Annotated in this window: 15 protein-coding genes and 1 tRNA gene; 6 read left to right on the forward strand and 10 right to left on the reverse strand. The window is 73.0% G+C overall.

Annotated elements, in window-relative coordinates; translation table 11 throughout:
• Window positions 1–72: 72 nt before the first annotated feature.
• Entirely contained in the window at window positions 73–906 is an 834-nt protein-coding gene (locus tag OG764_RS24635) for a TerD family protein (protein ID WP_328970600.1), read from the reverse strand.
• Window positions 907–1,116: 210 nt separating this feature from the next.
• Between OG764_RS24635 and OG764_RS24640 the strand changes: the two genes are divergently transcribed.
• From OG764_RS24640 to OG764_RS24655, 4 genes are read left to right on the forward strand one after another with little or no spacing between them, the layout of a single operon-like run.
• Window positions 1,117–2,280, forward strand: coding sequence for an HpcH/HpaI aldolase/citrate lyase family protein (locus OG764_RS24640; protein WP_328970601.1), 1,164 nt, complete (start codon window positions 1,117–1,119; stop codon window positions 2,278–2,280).
• A 5-nt stretch (window positions 2,281–2,285) separates the two neighbouring features.
• Window positions 2,286–5,024: a phosphoribosyltransferase gene (locus OG764_RS24645; protein WP_443056032.1), complete on the forward strand. Its 2,739-nt coding sequence runs from the start codon at window positions 2,286–2,288 to the stop codon at window positions 5,022–5,024.
• Window positions 5,021–5,854 carry an HAD family hydrolase gene (locus tag OG764_RS24650; RefSeq protein ID WP_328970602.1) on the forward strand — a complete coding sequence of 278 codons (834 nt, stop codon included), beginning with the start codon at window positions 5,021–5,023 and terminating at the stop codon, window positions 5,852–5,854. The genes OG764_RS24645 and OG764_RS24650 overlap by 4 nt, the downstream gene beginning before the upstream one ends.
• A gap of 5 nt (window positions 5,855–5,859) precedes the next feature.
• Complete coding sequence (locus OG764_RS24655) at window positions 5,860–6,519, forward strand: O-methyltransferase (RefSeq protein WP_328970603.1); 660 nt, start codon at window positions 5,860–5,862, stop codon at window positions 6,517–6,519.
• A 26-nt stretch (window positions 6,520–6,545) separates the two neighbouring features.
• Here OG764_RS24655 and OG764_RS24660 read toward each other — a convergent pair whose 3' ends face one another.
• The 5 genes from OG764_RS24660 to OG764_RS24680 all read right to left on the reverse strand — a co-directional run bounded on the left by OG764_RS24660 (window position 6,546) and on the right by OG764_RS24680 (window position 12,536).
• On the reverse strand, window positions 6,546–6,746 hold the full coding sequence (locus tag OG764_RS24660; protein ID WP_328970604.1) for an FmdB family zinc ribbon protein: 201 nt from the start codon (window positions 6,744–6,746) through the stop codon (window positions 6,546–6,548).
• A 66-nt stretch (window positions 6,747–6,812) separates the two neighbouring features.
• Window positions 6,813–9,098, reverse strand: a complete 2,286-nt coding sequence (locus tag OG764_RS24665; protein WP_328970605.1) for a hypothetical protein — start codon at window positions 9,096–9,098, stop codon at window positions 6,813–6,815.
• 121 nt (window positions 9,099–9,219) lie between these two features.
• On the reverse strand, window positions 9,220–9,912 hold the full coding sequence (locus OG764_RS24670; protein WP_328970606.1) for a hypothetical protein: 693 nt from the start codon (window positions 9,910–9,912) through the stop codon (window positions 9,220–9,222).
• A 423-nt stretch (window positions 9,913–10,335) separates the two neighbouring features.
• On the reverse strand, window positions 10,336–11,061 hold the full coding sequence (locus OG764_RS24675) for a DUF4383 domain-containing protein (protein ID WP_328970607.1): 726 nt from the start codon (window positions 11,059–11,061) through the stop codon (window positions 10,336–10,338).
• A 197-nt stretch (window positions 11,062–11,258) separates the two neighbouring features.
• Entirely contained in the window at window positions 11,259–12,536 is a 1,278-nt protein-coding gene (locus OG764_RS24680; RefSeq protein ID WP_328970608.1) for a hypothetical protein, read from the reverse strand.
• Window positions 12,537–12,612: 76 nt separating this feature from the next.
• Here OG764_RS24680 and OG764_RS24685 point away from each other — a divergent pair.
• A tRNA-Val gene (locus OG764_RS24685) sits at window positions 12,613–12,684 on the forward strand.
• Window positions 12,685–12,788: 104 nt separating this feature from the next.
• Here the strand turns inward: OG764_RS24685 and OG764_RS24690 are convergent.
• Window positions 12,789–13,028: a hypothetical protein gene (locus OG764_RS24690; protein WP_328970609.1), complete on the reverse strand. Its 240-nt coding sequence runs from the start codon at window positions 13,026–13,028 to the stop codon at window positions 12,789–12,791.
• Window positions 13,029–13,659: 631 nt separating this feature from the next.
• On the opposite strand from OG764_RS24690, the gene OG764_RS24695 reads away from it, so the two are divergent.
• Window positions 13,660–13,974: a DUF2277 domain-containing protein gene (locus tag OG764_RS24695; RefSeq protein WP_328970610.1), complete on the forward strand. Its 315-nt coding sequence runs from the start codon at window positions 13,660–13,662 to the stop codon at window positions 13,972–13,974.
• Between the two features lie 32 nt (window positions 13,975–14,006).
• On the opposite strand, the gene OG764_RS24700 is transcribed toward OG764_RS24695, so the two are convergent.
• The 3 genes from OG764_RS24700 to OG764_RS24710 form a co-directional block, all read right to left on the reverse strand.
• Window positions 14,007–14,528, reverse strand: coding sequence for a hypothetical protein (locus OG764_RS24700; RefSeq protein WP_328970611.1), 522 nt, complete (start codon window positions 14,526–14,528; stop codon window positions 14,007–14,009).
• 604 nt (window positions 14,529–15,132) lie between these two features.
• Entirely contained in the window at window positions 15,133–15,750 is a 618-nt protein-coding gene (locus tag OG764_RS24705) for a DedA family protein (protein ID WP_328970612.1), read from the reverse strand.
• 295 nt (window positions 15,751–16,045) lie between these two features.
• Complete coding sequence (locus OG764_RS24710; RefSeq protein ID WP_328970613.1) at window positions 16,046–17,737, reverse strand: alkaline phosphatase D family protein; 1,692 nt, start codon at window positions 17,735–17,737, stop codon at window positions 16,046–16,048.
• Window positions 17,738–17,757 lie beyond the last annotated feature (20 nt).

Raw genomic sequence — 17,757 nt, forward strand, 5'->3', positions numbered from 1 at the left:
CGACGGGATGGCGGCGGCCCGGGTGCGGGCCGCCGGCCGGTGTGAGCGCGGCGGTCAGTGCGTGCGCGGTGGTCAGTGCCGGATGAACTGCGGGCCCTGGAGCGGCATCCGGAAGGCCGGGTCGCCGCCGTGCGCCGGCCCGGGCGCCGGGACCGGCTGCGGGTAGCCGTAGCCGCCCTGCCCGCCCGCACCCGCGCCGCCGAACGCGTCGGTCGCCGCGCCGGCGTGCTGCGTGGCCGGCGGGGACTGCGTACGGGGGCCGGGGGCGGCCATCGCCTCGGTCCGCGGCGTGGCGGTAGACGGCCCGGTGGGCTGCGGCGGGGCGGTCTGGCGGGTGGCGCCGGGATCCGGCTCGCCCTGGTTCTCGTCCACCGAGATGCCGTGGTCGGTGGCCAGCCCGACCAGCCCGTCGGAGTAGCCCTCACCGAGCGCCCGGAACTTCCAGCCCTCGCCGCGCCGGTACAGCTCGCCGCAGATCAGCGCCGTCTCCGCGCCGGTCTCGGGCCGTACGTCGAAGTAGGCGAGCGGCTCGGCACCGCCCTCGACGGTGGCGTCGTACAGCAGGATCCGCAGGTCGCGGACCTTCTCGAAGGGGACGTCCTCGGCGGAGGCGACCACCAGCACCCGGTCCACCACGGCCGGCACGGCGCCGAGGTCCGCCTGGATGGCGTCGGTGACGTCCTCGCCCAGCCGCTTCTTGCCCAGCCGCCACACCGACCCCGAGGGGTGCCGGGGCTGGTTGTAGAAGACGAAGTCCTCGTCGGAGCGCACACGGCCGTCCCGGCCCAGGACCAGGGCCGAGGCGTCCACGTCCGGGACCTCCGGGCCGGTGGTCCAGCGCAGCACCGCCCGGACCGCCGTCGGCGTCACGGGGACGTTGGAACCCTTCTGCATCGCGTGCGTCATGCCCGTCATCCTGCCCTCCCGGAGCGGAGCGGGACAATGCGGCCCCCCTTCGCGCCCGCTTTGCCGCGCCCCTTGTCCTGAGAGCGGAGCGTGGGCATGGTGCGAGAGGGTTACCTGAATTTCATGTGCTTGGGGAACTCTTGACACTCATTCGTACGTACTATTACCGGCCACGCCAGTTGGGCCGCCGAGGCAGTACGGGGGAAGCACATGCGTCACTTCGGGCATATATCGCCCGCTCTCCGCGAGGAGCTCTTCCACCGGGAACCGTGCGAATTCACTGCCGAATCGCCCGCTCGGATCCTCGCCGCCGCCCTCGGTGCCACCCTCTACAGTCCCGCCACCCGGCCCCGGCTCGCCGAGGACGTCCGTAAGCAGGCCGCCCGCGGAGTCGTCTCGATGGTCCTCTGCCTGGAGGATTCCATCGGTGACGCCGAGGTCGCCGAGGCCGAGGAGAACCTCGTCCGGCAGTTCGCCGCGCTCGACGCGCAGGGCGGGGAGCTGCCGCTGCTCTTCGTACGGGTCCGGGTCCCGGAGCAGATTCCCGACCTCGTGGACCGGCTCGGAAGCTCCGTGCGAAGGTTGGCCGGATTTGTGCTTCCGAAGTTCACCGAGGACCGCGGAGAGCTCTTCCTCGACGCCGTCGCGCGGGCGGAGGCCACCTCGGGACAGCGCCTCTTCGCCATGCCCGTACTCGAATCGCCCGAGTTGCTCCATCTGGAGACCCGGGTGGAGACGCTCGCCGGGATCTCGCGGGTGGTCAACCGGCACCGCGACCGCGTACTGGCGCTGCGGCTGGGCGTCACCGACTTCTGCTCCGCGTACGGGCTGCGCCGCACCCCCGACATGACCGCGTACGACGTCCAGATCGTCGCCGGGGTCATCGCCGACGTCGTGAACGTGCTCAGCCGGGCCGACGGCACCGGCTTCACCGTCACCGGGCCGGTCTGGGAGTACTTCCGTCACCAGGAGCGGATGTTCAAGCCGCAGCTGCGCCGCAGCCCCTTCCTCGAGGGCGAGGCCGAGGAACTGCGCACCGCGCTGATCGAGCACGACCTCGACGGGCTGCTCCGCGAGATCGAGCTGGACCGGGCCAACGGGCTGCTGGGCAAGACCTGCATACACCCCGCCCACGTGACCCCCGTGCACGCACTGTCCGTGGTGTCGCACGAGGAATTCAGCGACGCCGAGGACATCCTGCGGCCGGAACGGGGAGGCGGCGGCGTGCTGAGATCGGTTTATACGAACAAGATGAATGAAGTGAAGCCGCACCGGGCCTGGGCCGAGCGCACCATGCTGCGCGCCGAGGTCTTCGGGGTGGCGAGGGAGCAGGTCGGATTCGTCGACCTGCTCACGGCCGGGCTCGCGGTCTGAGCCCGGTGACGACGACGAGAGGGACAGCGGTCGACGTGGTGTGGTCGGGAACGTGGGTCGCACGGCGACTCGGCGTCGTCCTGGAGGACGGCGTGACGGGTGGGCCGGACGGGGCCGGCAGCGCTGACCGGGCCGGCGAGAGCGGCCGGGACGGCGAGACGGGCCGGGCCGGAGCGGCGGGGCGGGCCGGAGCGGCGGCCGCGCCCAGGCTGACCGAGCTGCTGGGCCTGGCCCTGCGGCGCAACCCCAAGCGGGCCCACCTGCTCGTCTCGCAGGTCCTCGGCAAGCACGTGCCGCAGTCCCCGGAGACCGTCTACCGCGCCGGCCACGACCTCGGCGTACGGGTCGGGGAGCTGCTCGGCCCCGCCGAGGCGGCCCGCGCGGTCGTCCTCGGCTACGCGGAGACCGCGACGGGCCTGGGCCACTGCGTGGCGGACGGCCTCGGCCCGGCCCCGTACCTGCACTCGACCCGGCGCCCGGTCGACGGGCTCACGGCGGCCGGCGGCTTCGAGGAGGCGCACTCGCACGCCACCTCCCACCTGCTGCTTCCCGAGGATCCGGCGCTGCTGGCAGGCGCCGGCCCGCTGGTCCTCGTGGACGACGAGTTCTCCACCGGCAACACCGTCCTCAACACCATCCGCGACCTGCACGCCCGGCACCCGCGCGCGCGGTACGTGGTGGTGGCCCTGGTCGACATGCGTTCGCCGGCCGACCGGGAGCGCCTGAACGCCTTCGCCGACGAGCTCGGCGCCCGGGTGGACCTGGTCGCCCTGGCGAGCGGCACCGTCACCCTCCCCGAAGACGTCCTCGCGAAGGGGATGGCCCTGGTCGAGGCGCTGGACCCGGGCCCGGCCACGGCCGCCACCACGGCCACGGCCCCGACCGCGGCCCCGACCCCGGCCGCGGCCACGGCACCCGCGCCCGTCCCCGCCCCGCCCGTCCGGGTCGACCTGGGCTGGCCCGCCGGGCTGCCCGACGGGGGGCGGCACGGGTTCACCGCCGCCCACCGGGAGGTCCTGGAGAAGGCCCTGCCCGAGCTGGCCGGCCGGATCGCCGACGCCCTCGGCCCGCGCCCCGGCCGGGTCCTCGTCCTCGGCAACGAGGAGCTGATGTACGCGCCGCTGCGGCTCGCGCACGCCCTGGAGGCGTCCGGCGCGGCCGCAGAGGTCCGCTTCTCGACCACCACCCGCTCGCCCGTCCTGGCCGTCGACGACCCCGGGTACGCGATCCGCACCCGGCTGGTCTTCCCCGCACACGACGACCCGGCCGACGGCCCCGGCGACCGGTACGCCTACAACGTGGCCGGGGCGGGCTTCGACACCGTCGTGGCCGTCGTCGACTCGGCGGGCGACACCCCGGCGCTGCACGCCCCCGACGGCCTGCTGGCCCGCCTCGCCCCGCACACCGGCCGGGTCGTCCTGGCCGTCGTACCGTCCCACGTGCCCCAGGTACCCCACGAGCCGCACGCACCTCACACACCCCATGCGCCTCACGCGTCCCACGTCCCCGACCGGCAGGAGCCGACGATGCCCGAGCCTTCCCGTGCCTGGGGCGGGCCCTCCCCGTTGCGCGGCCCGGAGTTCTCCTCGTACGCCGCCGACGACGTCGGCTGGCTGCTGCAGGACCTCTCCGGCACCGCCCTGGAGGCCCCGACCGAGGAGCGCGAGGAGGCCATCCAGGCGGGCGGCGCCCACTACGCCGAGTCGCTGCCGGTGGAGTACCAGCCGACCACCGAGTACCAGGAGTTGTACCGGGCGGCCCTCGGCGCGTCCGCGCGCCGCATCGCGCAGGCCGTCGGCACGGTCACCGAGACCGTCCTCGCCGAGCTCCCGCTCCGCGCCGGCCGCCAGGCCCGCGACCCACGACCCCTGCCCGTGCTGGTCTCCCTGGCCCGCGCCGGCACCCCCGTCGGCGTGCTGATGCGCCGCTGGGCACAGCACCGCCACGGCCTGGACCTGCCGCACTACGCCGTCTCCATCGTGCGCGGCCGCGGCATCGACGAGAACGCCCTGCGCTGGCTGGCCGCCCACCACGACCCGGCCGACGTGGTGTTCGTCGACGGTTGGACCGGCAAGGGCGCGATCACCCGCGAACTCGCCGCCGCCCTGGAGGCCCACCAGGAGAAGGCGGGGGGCCCCGGCTTCGACCCCGAGATCGTCGTGCTCGCCGACCCCGGCGGCTGCGTGTCCACGTACGGCACCCGCGAGGACTTCCTCATCCCCTCGGCCTGCCTCAACTCCACCGTCTCCGGGCTCATATCCCGTACCGTGCTCCGCTCCGACCTGGTCGGACCCGGCGACTTCCACGGCGCGAAGTTCTACCGGGAGCTGGCCGGCGCCGACGTCTCCGTGGACTTCGTGGACGCCGTCGCCGCGCACTTCGGCGACGTCGACGAGGCCGTGGACGCCGAGGTCAAGGAGATGCTGGCCGCCGACCGCGCCCCCACCTGGGAGGGCTGGGCGGCCGTCGAGCGCATCAGCGAGGAGTACGGCATCCACGACGTCAACCTCGTCAAGCCCGGCGTCGGCGAGACCACCCGGGTCCTGCTGCGCCGCGTCCCCTGGAAGATCCTGGCCCGCCGCGGCGCGGGCGCCGACCTCGACCACGTACGCCTGCTCGCCGAGCAGCGCGGGGTGCCCGTCGAGGAGGTCGACGGCCTGCCGTACAGCTGCGTCGGCCTGATCCACCCCCGGTACACACGTGGCGCCACCGGCGCCGACGGAAAGGCAGTGGCTTCCCAGTGACCGTGCTGATCGCAAGCGATCTCGACCGGACGCTCATCTACTCGGCGGCGGCCCTCGGGCTGACCATGCCCGACCCGCAGGCGCCCCGGCTGCTGTGCGTCGAGGTGCACGAGAACAAGCCGCTGTCCTTCATGACGGAAACGGCGGCCGGCCTGCTGGCCGCGCTGACCGAGGACCCCGACGTGGTGTTCGTGCCCACGACGACCCGCACCCGCAAGCAGTACCAGCGGATCCGTTTCCCCGGGCGCCCGGCGGCGTACGCGATCTGCGCCAACGGCGGCCAGCTGCTCGTGGACGGCGTGCCGGACCGCGACTGGCGGCGCCAGGTCGCCGCCCGCCTCGCCGCGGAGTGCGCGCCCCTGGAGGACGTACGCGCCCACCTGGTCGCGTCGGCCGACCCCGCGTGGCTGCGCAAGGAGCGGATCGCGGAGGACCTCTTCGCGTACCTGGTCGTGGAACGCGCGCTGCTGCCCGCGGACTGGGTGAAGGAGCTGACCGAATGGGCCGAGGCCCGTGGCTGGACGGTCTCGCTCCAGGGCCGAAAGATTTACGCCGTTCCGCGGCCGTTGACCAAGAGCGCGGCGATGCACGAGGTCGCCCGGCGCACCGGGGCCACCCGTACCCTCGCCGCCGGCGACTCGCTGCTCGACGCGGACCTGCTGCTCGCCGCTGACCAGGCGTGGCGCCCGGGCCACGGGGAACTCGCCGACGCCCGCTGGACGGCGCCGGACGTCACCGCGCTCGCCGAGGCGGGCGTACTGGCCGGCGAGGAAATCGTCCGCCAGTTCGGCCGCGCCGCCACCGGATCGGGCCGCCGGTCGGCAGACTGAGGTCCATGACCAAGGGCAATTCCACCAAGATCACCGACGAGCTCTACGCGTACATGCTCGCGCACAACCCCCCGCTGGACGAGGTCCAGCGGGGACTGGTCGCGACGACCTACGAGAAGTTCCCGAACGTCGCCGGCATGCAGTCGGCCGAGGAGCAGGGCCCGCTGCTGGCCTTCCTGGTACGGCTGACCGGCGCCCGCATGATCGTCGAGATCGGCACCTTCACGGGCTTCTCGACCCTGTCGATGGCCCAGGCCCTGCCCGCCGACGGCAGGGTGATCGCCTGCGACGTCTCGGAGGAGTGGACGGCGTACGGCCGCGAGGCCTGGCAGAAGGCGGGCGTCGCCGACCGCATCGACCTGCGCATCGCCCCGGCCCTCGACACCCTGTGTGGCCTGCCGGCCGAGCCGCACGTGGACATGGCGTACATCGACGCCGACAAGGAGAACCAGATCGCGTACTGGGAGGAGCTCGTCCCCCGGATGCGCCCCGGCGGCCTGATCGTCACCGACAACACGCTCTTCCACGGCTACGTCCTGGACGCGGAGCCGAGCGCCTCGGCCGCCGGCGTGCAGGCCTTCAACGACCACGTGGCCGCCGACCCGCGCATGGACAGCGTCCTCACCATCATCTCGGACGGGCTGACGCTGTCCCGCAAGCGGTAGCCGCGGCGGAACTCCGTTCGGGCCGGTCAGCCGCAGCCGCCCCCGCCACAGCACCCGCCACTGGGCGCGGGCGCGGCCGCGGTCCCGCCGACGGCGACGGCGGACAGCAGCTTGACGGTGTCGTCGTGCCCCTCGGGGCACGCGGCGGGCGCGGAGGACTCCGCCATCGGCCGGTTCAGCTCGAACGTGTCACCACAGGTCCGGCACCGGTACTCATATCGAGGCATGCCCCAAGGCTAAGCGGAAGCCCCCCTGCCCGGGAACGGGCGGGGGGCGGCCGGTCCGGGGAGTGCCTACTCGTCGGCTTCGGCGTCGACCTCGGCCTCGGCCTGCTCCTCCGCCTCTTGTTCGGCGGAGTCCTGCTGTTCCTTCAGGCGCTGGTACAAGGCGTGCTTCAGCTCCTGGGCGACGGTGTGCAGACCTTCGAGCTCGTCCGTCGGGAACAGGGGTGGCCAGGTACCCAGCTTGGGTTCGAGCTCCGCCAGCGCGTCTAGCGCCTGATGGGCATCGTCGAGGGCGTTCTTGAGCGTCTGGAGTTCGAGTGCGGCGCGGTGCGAAGGTGTGAGCGCCACCCCCGCGGGTGTGGCGGCCGCACCCTGATCCGGGTGGGAGAAGGACGGCAAGGGGACGGGGTCGGAGGCCGGTGCCGGGCCGGGGGCCCGGACGGCGGACGCTGCGAACGGGGTCGCGCGCTGGACCTCCTTGTGTGCACGGTCGCGGTCGGCAGCCCAGCAGACGTCCCACTGGGTGAGGGCGACGGGCTGGTCCGTCTCATCGCGGGCGATGCGGTCGGGTGCGGAGAGGTCCACGACCACGTGTACGTAGTCCTGACCCGTCGAGGCGGCTGCCTTGGGGATGAGCTGCCGGGAGGTGGCCGGGTTGCGCGGCAGGTGATGGGCCTCGAACCGCTGTGCCGCGAGGGCCAGTGTCCACAGGCCCGTCTCGTTGCCCGGTCGGGCCAGGCTTCCGATGACGTCGTTGACGTTTGCGCGGAAGGGGACACCGCCCTTGTCCTTCGGGGCCATCAGGGCCGAGCCCACGTTCCGCGTGAGCAGCTTGTCCGCGATCAAGGCGATGCCGCCGGCCACGGCGAGCGTGCAGCGGGCGTCGTCGTCGCCTTTCAGCGCAGGCTCCACGAGTGAGGCGAAGTCCGCGGTCGGAACCGGATCCCACTCCCTTTCGAGGACGTCCTTGGACAGGACACCGCCATTGGACCAGGCGTTGCGGGCCTGCTTGGTGGCCTCGCGCTTCGGATCGCGCCAGGCGAAGTCGACGATGGGACCCAGTAGCGCGGCGAACGCCCTGTCGTCCATGCGCCGCACGCCCTTGATGGCCTTCGCCTGCTGCTTCAGCAACCCGAAGAGCTCGGGGTGGGTGAAGGCGTGCACGAGGTAGACACCGCGCCACAGGGCGGTACCGGGAATGGACTGGTTCTCGAACACCCGCGGCAGGTCCTCGGGCTCCGTGCGTCCCACTGCGAGTCCGTAAATGGTCAGAAGGTCTTCCTTGGGCCAGCCGCCCAGACCGATCTGCATCACGCGCTTGAGTGCTCGCGTGGCCACTTCGACGTTCTGGGCGGCCGAATCCCATTCCTTGAACTCCAGGTGCACGGAGGCCAGGATCGAGCGCATGGCATCGTCGAACAGGTCCACCGGCGCGAGGGTCGGGCCGCTGCCCGCGTGCTGCTGGGCACCGACCATGATCTGCGTCGGCACGGTGTAGGTCTGCGCGATCTGGATCGCTCGCAGGCCGGGGCGATCTCCGGCCCAGTCGCCGGCGAACTGTGCTGCCAGGGCGCGGCGCCGGGCTTCACGCCCGGCGGCCATGCGTTGGGTGAGGGGCTTGCCCTCTCCCGAAGGCACGGGAGCGCTGGTGCCGAAGAGTGCTTCGGCTGCCGTGTCGGCGGCTTCGGCCGCTGAGGCGCCAGGGCCCGCGAGTACCTGCCAGGCACTCGCCAGCCGGGTGATCCCGTCCCGTACGACCAGCCCGTAGAACGATTCCGTGCCGTCCTCGAATGCGAACTCGACCGGATGCGTGATGAGTTGCCGGGTCACCTTGCGGCTGAGGATCGACGGTGCGTACGAATTTGCCGCCAGAGTCCCCTGGATCGTCTGCCAGACGTGTTCCTTGAGGGTGCTCAGGGTGGGATAGACGTAACGCAGCAGTGTCGTCGGCCGGTCGTCGGCGGTCACGCCTTCCACTCGCGGATCGGCGACCGGCATGATCTCCATCCCGGTTCGCGGCTGTATGCCGGGGAAGAGCTCGTGGAGCCAGGCTTTGGACGGGAGGGAACGCAGCGTCGCGCCCTCGACGTGCTCTTCCATCAGCAGCCCGTGGGGTGCGGCCTTCGACGGGCGCAGCTGCAGGGCGGCGGCCCCGGGGGTGACCACGGCCCGCGCGACGGCGTGCCAGGCGTCGGCCGGCAGCGGAGTGGCCGGGTTGGCCGTCCCGGCCGAAACGGTGTCCACCCGGTCGTCGCCCGTGGGCGCCTCGGGGAGGCTGCGCTCGACATTGGAGACGAGGACGGTCTCGCCCGCCCAGACGACCGAGACGGCCTGAGCGGGTGGCAAGTTGGTCATGTAGGGCCTCCGTCGGTGGGTGGCGGATGTGGGAAGCTGGGGACGGCGGTCCTGGTCCGGCACGTTCGGGCAGCCAGGTCCGCATACCGGGCCCCGGCCGTGAGGTCGGGGCCCGGACCCTTCAGAGTGCGAGCGGGCCCGCGGCGTGCGGGACGCCCTCCGCCAGCCAGGTGTGCATGAACTCCCGCCGGGGCTGGAGTGCGAGCTGCTGGAAGGCGGCGTAGGCCACCTGGTCCGCGGCCTGGAGCAGCGGGTTCCGCGGGGCCGGGACGAGCACGGGGTCGCCGATGACGTGGCGGCGGCCGACCAGGCGCCGGTGCGCCCGGCGCAGGCCCGACTCCGTGCCGTTGCCGTCGAAGACGATGAAGGCACGGCTGCCGGCGGCCGCGTGCAGGTCGTTGAGGTGCCGGACCCATGCCTCGTACAGGCCGAGCTTGACGTCACCGAACGGAACGCCCGGCGCGCCGGCCCGATGGGCGCTGCCCACGCCGGTGGCGGGCATCGACCCGATGGCTTCCAGGGCCCGGCGGACGACGTGGCGGTAGGGGTCCTTCGCCGATGTTCCGGGAGGGCGCGGCACTCCGCGGACGGGGCGGCCGCGGCCTGCCGCGAGGTCCACCGCGTGCAGGGGGCTGTCCGTCGGGATGTCGAGGTACGGGTCGGCGGCCAGCGCCGAGCGGAACCGCAGCCAGTGGGCGCTCGCGTCGGACACGCGTCCCAGCTCGATGCGTATCCAGCCGATCACGGCGAGCCGACGTGCGTCGCCGCTGTCGTCGGCCAGGTAAATGCTGGACGGTAAGCGCGTGATGGCCACGATGACCAACTCCGTACAGGGTCCTGACCAGCCAGGTTCGGCACACGCCGGGCTGTTTTCCTGTTGCAGTCGGCGAGCCGGCCGTACAAGGCGGTGGTGACCCATACCCCACACACGACGTCTGACGGCGCCGTCGGACGCGGTTGCCGTCGCGTGCGGGCGAAGACGCGCTTGCGCTGTGCCTCAACACCGACAGCAGCCCCGCGGGCGGCCGGGCGGCCCGCCGTGGGAGCTCCCGGGGCAGCCCCCAGGCCCATACGTCGCAGCACGACCTCGTACCACGCTGATCGCAACTGTACGCGTCCGCCGGACCGCGGGTCAGGCAAATCCCGCCCCTAAACGTCGAGTTGGGGGCGGGATTCGGTCAGCTTGGGCCGGCGTGCCAGCGGCGTGGCAGGAAGTCGCCGGCTTCGGGCAGGGCTGTCAGCGGGGTTGGGCGGTGAGGCCGGCGCGGGCGCGGAGGCGTTGTTCGCGCGCGGCCTGTTCGGGGTTGCGGGCCTGCCAGTACGGGTTGTCGTGGGGGAGGGCGCTGCCGACGCGGCCGTACATGCCGAACCACATCAGCATCACGCCGACCACGAAGCTGAACAGGACGTTCTGGATGTGGAACGCGAGGAAGTTCAGGCCGGTGTCGAGCAGGGCCAGGTTCACGAAGCCGCTCGCGATGAAGAGGACGCCGAGCACGATGTTGAGGGTCGAGGCGAAGGTGCCGCCGATGACCATGCCGACGAAGAGCAGCAGTCCGACGCAGATCGACAGGACGCTCAGCGCTCCGTTGGTGTTCAGCCCCAGGACCCGGTCGCCGCCGGTGTCGAAGAAGCCGATGTTGTCGGTCAGACCGAGGATCCCGAAGGCCAGCAGCAGGAGGCCGGTCAGGCCGGCGCCGACGCGGTAGACCTTGCTGAGCTTGTGGTCGGTGGGCAGGTGCTCGTCGAGCTTGGCGTTGACGGGCTGGAAGATGTGCTTCAGGTGGAGGCGGTCCGGCTCGTACGGCCGGTCCGGCTCGTACGGCTCGTGGGCCACGTACGGCGCGTAGTGGTCGTGGGACTCGTGGCACCCGTAGGCCGCGTGCGGCGCGTCGGCCGTGTGGGGCGCACGGGAGCCGTGGCGTGCGCGTGCTTCGGGCCTGTGGGACGTGTGGGCAGACATGCGGCCCTCCTCTGCTCCGTTCCCCGCACCCTCCAGCATCCGCCGATGCCCATTCCGGGACAAGTCGTGCCGGCCGCGGACGGCGGAGGGGCGGGAGAGCCGGAGGGCGGGGGTGGAAGTGGAGCGGGAGCGTGGGGCCGGAGGGCGGGGGAGCGGAAGGGGAGCGTGGGCGGAAGGGGAGCGTGGGGCGGGGCTCCTCAGCCCACTCCGCGCTGCCCCCGCATGTCCGCCACGACGCGGCCGACCGCCGCCCGTACGTCCTTCGTCTCCTGGAGGAAGTGCCAGTAGTCGGGGTGGCGGCCCTCCAGCTCGGCCACCGCCCGGTCCAGCCGGGCCACCGCCTCGTCCAGCGGCCGCGCCTGCCGCGGGTCGGGCACGCTGCGGCCCTCCATCGCCAGCCGCTGGGCGTCCCGGATCGCGAACCGCGTCCGGTCGATCTCCTGCCGCGGGTCCTTGGCCACCGCGTCGAGCATGCGCAGCCGGTCACCGGCCGCCGACACGGCCTCGTCGGTCGCGTCGAGGAGCGCCCGTACGGTCGCCAGCAGGGCGGTCGCGTCGGCCCACCGCTGCTCCTGGCGGGCCGCGGCGGCCTCCCGCAGCCGCTCCTCGGCCTGCTGCACCGAACCGCCCGCCTGGTCCGGGACCCGCTGGAGGTCCTGCCAGCAGGCCGCGCTGAACCGGCGCCGCAGCTCGCTGAGGACCGGATCCACCTGCCCGGCCCGCGTCTGCAGGGCCTGCGCCCGGGTCCGCAGGCTCACCAGGCGTCGGTCCATCTCGGCGGCCCGTTCCGGCAGCCGCTCGGCCTCGGCCCGTACCGCCTCGGCCTCCCGCAGGATGCCGTCCGCCCGCTGGATCGTCTCCGGTACGCCGTGCTGCCCGGCGCCCTGGTTGAGCTTGGTCAGCTCGGGGGCGAGCGCCGCCAGCCGCGCCGCCAGGTCGTCGGCCCGCATCCCGGACGCCCGTACGGCATCCAGCGCGTCGCTCGCCGCGAGCAGTGCCGCCTTCGCCCGCTCCCGGGCCGGCGCCACCCGCGCGAGCTGCGTCTCCGCCTTGTCCAGCAGCGGCTGCAGGCCCTGCGCGAAGCGGTCCAGCTCGCCCTTGACCTGGAGCAGCTCGTCGCGGGCCCGCGTCAGATCGGTCCGCGCGCGCGTGGCGACCGAAGCCTCCAGCTCGGGGCGGTCCAGGTCGTACGCGTCCACGGCCTGGATGTACGTATGACTGACCTGGTCGATCCGCTGCCCGAGCGCCACGAACCCCTCCGCGGCCTGCCGCGCGGCCGGGGAACCGTCCGCCGCGGCGATGGTCTCGATGGAGATCCGCAGGTCGCGCTGCGCGGTGTCCAACTCGTAGAAGGCCTCGGCGGCGGAGTCCTTCGCCGCCTGCGCGTCGGCCCGCCGGCTCTCGTCCCGCCCACCGAACCACCGCCGGGAAGTCGCCGTCACAATTCCTCTCCCGTGCCGCGTCGCGTCCGCCATGCCCGGTCCATTCTCCCTCACGGGAACGGGTTTGCGTCCGGCCCTGCCCCGGCATGTAGGCTGTTCACTCATCCACGGGTGCGTAGCTCAGGGGTAGAGCGCTGCTCTTACAAAGCAGATGTCGGCGGTTCGAAACCGTCCGCGCCCACACAGCATGAAGGCCCCCGACCGGTCACGGTCGGGGGCCTTTGGCGTGCACGGGCAGAGCCTCCCGTGTGGATCATTCCTGGAAGGCGGCGGGTCGCGTGTCGCCTACTTGAGGTTGAGGGTCTGGGATTCGGTGGTGCCCGGCGGCCTCACGATGGTGAAGCTCTTGCTGAACGTGAGCGGCTCTCCTTCACTGTCCTGGCAGTTGACCGTGGCGTTGGCCGTCAGGCCCTTGCCCTTCGGAATGTTGGTGAAGGTCAGCGTGTACGTCTCCGACACGTCCTCGCCCGAGAGCTGGACCGCCTTAGCCGCCCTGCCCCTGGGTGTGATCGACACCTCCGTCACGGACGCGTCCTCGAATCGCTCGCAGCTTGCCGTCCCCTCGACTTTGACCCTGCCTGAGGCTGGATTGGCGTCTGCCGTGCTGGTCAATGCCACGGGAACGGTGGCTGCCAGCGAGGCCACGGCCAGGGCGGAGCCGATCCTTCTCGCCTTGCTGCTGAAAACCCGCATTTCCGTCTCCACTCATCTGCTCCGGCCCGCGTTGAGAGTGACTTCGAACTGCCTGGTTCCCGGGCCGGCCGCGGCGTGGGAATGCGCCGCATGCGGTGTGCCGTCGCTTGGGTCGATGCGCTCGCCGCCACGGCTGCGTCCCGGCCGATCGGTTGGTCTGCTTCGGGCCGGTGGTGCTGTGCACGGGGGTGGCGCGGAGTGCCGGTTCGGCCGGTGCGTATCGCCTCCGACTTACGTCAAGAGGCCTGTCGGATACGACTCGTGCGGCCGCGGCTACTACCACTCGACCGTATCGATCCCGGGATGGTATGTCCACTTATGGGCTAGGGGGTGAAATTGACTCCTCAACCGCCGACCGAAGGCCGCGAGCCGTCGGAGGCTCCGTCCCGCAGGCGGGGCGGCGGGTCTGGACAAACCTACGAAGCGCGGGTCGGGGGCGGAGGGTGCGGCGCATACTCGGGGTATGTGTCGGAGTATCAAGACTTTGCGGCCGCCGGCCATCCCCGAGAAGGCCTCCGAGGCGGAGATGCGGGCTGCGGCCTTGCAGTACGTGCGGAAGGTGTCGGGGTTCCGGGCACCGGCTGCGCACAACCGGGAAGTGTTCGACGCGGCCGTGGAGGCGGTGGCGGAGGCGACTCGGGCGCTGCTCGACGGGATCGAGGTGCGGGGGAGTGGAGGGCGGAGTGCTTCCCGTGCCGATCATGTCGACGGGCATGGGCACGAGCATCGGCATGAGCGCGTTCATGCCCATGCCGATGCGGTGGCCCACGGCTCGTAGGTCGGGTCGTAGGCCGTAGGCCGTACGGGGGGTCAGGGGCGGTGGGCGGCGCGGCGGCGCAGGGCCCAGATGCCGGTGGCCAGGGCGGTGGCGACCAGGGCGCCGCCGATGGCGATGTCGGACAGGTCGGTCCTGTCGACGCTGCCGCCGAGGCCGCCGCGGGCCGCGCCCGGGGTGACCTGGAGGAAGACGGTGACCTGGGTGCCGCCCGCGCCGCCGCATTCGAACGTGACGCGGTGGCGGCCGGGTGTGGTGTTGCGCAGGACCTGGGCGCTGCCGAAGAGGTTGGACGACTCCAGGTTGCCCGAGGTCAGGCGGACGTCGCCGAAGGCGTCCGAGGAGGCGCGGCCGGTGCGGGTGCCGCAGCCCTCGATGTTCAGGGAGACGCGGCCGCCGGGGGCGACCGTGCTGGGCGAGACGCTGGCGCGGGGGCTGGGGTTGATGGCCGCGGTTGGCGCTGCCGCTGCCGTGGTGGTGGCGAGGGCCGTGGGCAGGGCTGCGGTTGCGGTCAGTACGGCGGCGGCCGCGAGGTGGCGGACGGTCGTCAGGTGCATGGACGGGACTCCTCGGCTCCTCGGAAACGGCGCGGCCAGGGCACGGATGTGACGTGGGTTCGGATGCGCGCGTTGTCTTGGACGCTAGGAGTTGGGGGCGGTGGGGGCGATCGGGGCCGGGTGAACGGGTGAGACGGCTGGGCCGCCCGGGCTACCCCGCGCCCCTACGCTGTGCCGCCGCACCCCGCCCCACCTTCAGCCTGGCCGGCTCTTATCCTGCGCCACCTTCAGCCTGGCCGGCTCTTATCCTGCGCCACCGTCAGCCTTGCTGGGTGGGGGCGCCCTCTTCTGCCTCGCCGGCTGCCCGAGGGGCAACCTCTTGCCCGAGGGCAACCTCCCGTCTGGACGGCAACCTCCTGCCTGGGCGGCAACCTCCAGCATTGGCGGCTGCCCGCAGGGCAATTCCCAGCCTCGCCGGCGTTTGAGGCGCGGGTCCGGGCGGAGCCCGGTGCCCGGCGTCAGCCGGGTTGCAGTCTTGGGGCTCCGCCCCAAACCCCGCGCCTCAAACGCCGGCGAGGCTGGATTTGCCGCACGCAGCGCCGACAAGCCCGGGAGTTACGCCCCAGGGCATCGGCGGGGCTGGGGGTTGCGCCCCGGGGAGCTGTTACGTGGCGGGGGTGGGTGGGGGGCGCATGAGGTAGGCGGCCAGGGAGCCGGCGGCGAAGAGGGCCAGAACGGATACGGCCGTGCCGAGCCAGGTCGCGCCGAGCCACTGCGCACCGAAGTAGCCGAGCGAGACGCTGTAGCCCGCCCAGGCCATGCCGGCCAGGGCCGACCACGGCAGGAACTCCTTGATGCGGCGGTGCGCCGCACCCGCGCCCAGCGACACGATGGAACGCCCCGCCGGGGCGAAGCGCGCGATGACGACCAGCGCCCCGCCGCCCCGGCTCAGGGCGAGCCCGAGCCGTTCCTGGGCGCGGGTGAGGCGTCGCGAATTGGCGATGGCCCGGTCGATGCGTTCGCCGCCCCGCCAGGCGAGGCGGTACGCGGCGAGGTCGCCCAGTACGGAGGCGGTGGTCGCGCACACCAGCAGGGCCAGGATGTCGGGCACCTGCTCGGGCACCGGTCCGGCAGCCCCGGCGGCGGCCGCCGCGGCGGCCGCGGCGGTGATCACCAGGACCCCGCTGGGCAGCACGGGCAGGAAGACATCGAGGATGACGGAGATCGCCACCACGGCGTAGATCCAGGGGCTCGTGGTCAGCGGCCCCACTGTCTCAAGCAAAACGGGACTCCCCAGTCCGGTTGACGTACGTCGGCGAAACGCGCCGCGACGTCGCGGGGAGCGGCAGGGGCGGCTACACAGCCATACAGCGTACGCCTGGTGTTCGCTGTCCGTACGGCCGGGTCCGCCCATGTGTCAGGTCCTCGACCCGGCCCCCACGCCGGCCCGAGTCGGAGTGGGGGCCGGAGTCGACTCCGGCCCGAGTCCGCCCCGACTTCGACCCGCTCCCGGCCCGGCCCCGGCCCCGCCCCGGCCCCGACGTCGACCCGCTTCAGGCCCCGTCGCCCCCGCCCCCTCACCCCTCGTCCGCCGCCGCCGTCAGGTCCCGGTCCAGGGCCGGGAGCAGGTGGGCCGGGCGGCGGTCGGGGCCTCGGCCGGTGGGGGAGTGGGCCTGGTCGAGGCGGAGGTGGGCGGTGCGGGCGGTCAGGGTGAGGGTCATGAGCTGGTTGGCGAACCACGGGCCGGACGTGCGCCGCCAGGCCAGCGGCGGGCGGCCCGTGCGGCCGTGGCTGCTGAGCATGCGGCCGACCCAGCGGCCGGCCCGGCTCCAGCCGAAGCGGAAGCCGAGGCGGACCGCCCAGTGGATCGAGTTGTGCACCGGGGAGCAGGTCAGCTGGAAGATCCTCGAGGTGGTGGCGGTGCGCGGCTCGGCCACGTACGCGTGGTGGACGTCTCCGGAGAGCACCGAGACCGTCGCGGGGGCCCGGGGGCCCGTGCCCACCTGTTCGATCAGGTCGGTGAGCGCGGCGAAGGACGGCGGGAAGGCCGCCCAGTGCTCCAGGTCGCTGCGCCGGCGCAGGTCCTCGCCGATGCGGGCCCAGCGTTCGCCGCGCTCGCCGCGGCACAGTGCCGCGTCCCAGGCCTCCGCGTCGTGTATCAGCGGCGGCAGCAGCCACGGCAGCGAGGCGCCGATCAGGAGGTGGTCGTACGTGCCGTGCCCGTCGAGCGCGTTGTCGCGCAGCCACTGTTCTTCGACGGGGTCGAGCATGGCCCGCCGCTCCTCGTCGAGGACGCGCGCGCACCGGGTGTCGACGACCAGCAGCCGGGTCCCGCCGAAGTCGCGGCGGTAGCTCCACCGTACGGAGGCCGGGTCCGCGTCCGCATCGGCCGCGAACCGCCGCAGCACGTCCGTCCCGTCGGGGGTCTCCCGTACGGCCGAGTAGACGGGATCGGTGGCGAGTTCGGCCGGCGAGAGGTTGCCCAGGTGCTGGTAGACCCAGTACGTCATGAGGCCGCCGAGGACCCGTTCCCGCCACCAGGGCAGCGCGCGCCGCTCGGCGACCCAGGCGGCGCTGGTGTTCCAGTCGTCGGACAGGTCGTGGTCGTCGAAGATCATGCAGCTGGGCACGGTGGACAGCAGCCAGCGGATCTCCGGGTCGAGCCAGGACTCGTCGTAGAGGAACGTGAACTCCTCGTAGTCCGCGACCTGCGCGCCGGGCGCGTCCCGCAGGCCCCGGCGGGCGGCCAGCCGGTCGCGGGTCGCGCGGGACAGCTGGTCGGCGTACACCTGGTCGCCCAGGAGGAGCAGCACGTCGGGCCGTACGGCCGCCCCTTCCGCCCCGCTCGCGAGCCGGGCGGCGAGCGTGTCGAGGGCGTCCGGGCCGTGCGGTCCGCGGCCCTCGGCGGGCGGTGCGGCCTGCCGGCACGAGCCGAAGGTGAGCCGGAGCGGGGGTGCGGGCCGGCCCGGGGCGCGCGGTACGGGGGTGCTGATGGTGCTCGCCGGGAAGCGGCTGTCGGGCAACGGCCAGACCGTGCGCCCGTCGATCAGCACCTCGTACGCCGTGGTCGTCCCGGGGGTCAGGCCGGTGACGGGGATCAGGGCGTAGTGGTGCCCCGCGACCTGGAACGTACGCACGGAACCGCCCGCTCCGTCGGCGCAGCGGACTTCGGCCGTGCACGGCCGGTCGGCCTCGACCCACACGGTCGCCGTGTCGCCGTTCTCCCAGTCCACGTACCGCAGCAGTGGTCCAAGGCGCAGTCCGCCCATCCAACTCCCCCTCCTCCGTA

Source organism: Streptomyces sp. NBC_00239 (assembly GCF_036194065.1).
Taxonomy (GTDB): domain Bacteria; phylum Actinomycetota; class Actinomycetes; order Streptomycetales; family Streptomycetaceae; genus Streptomyces.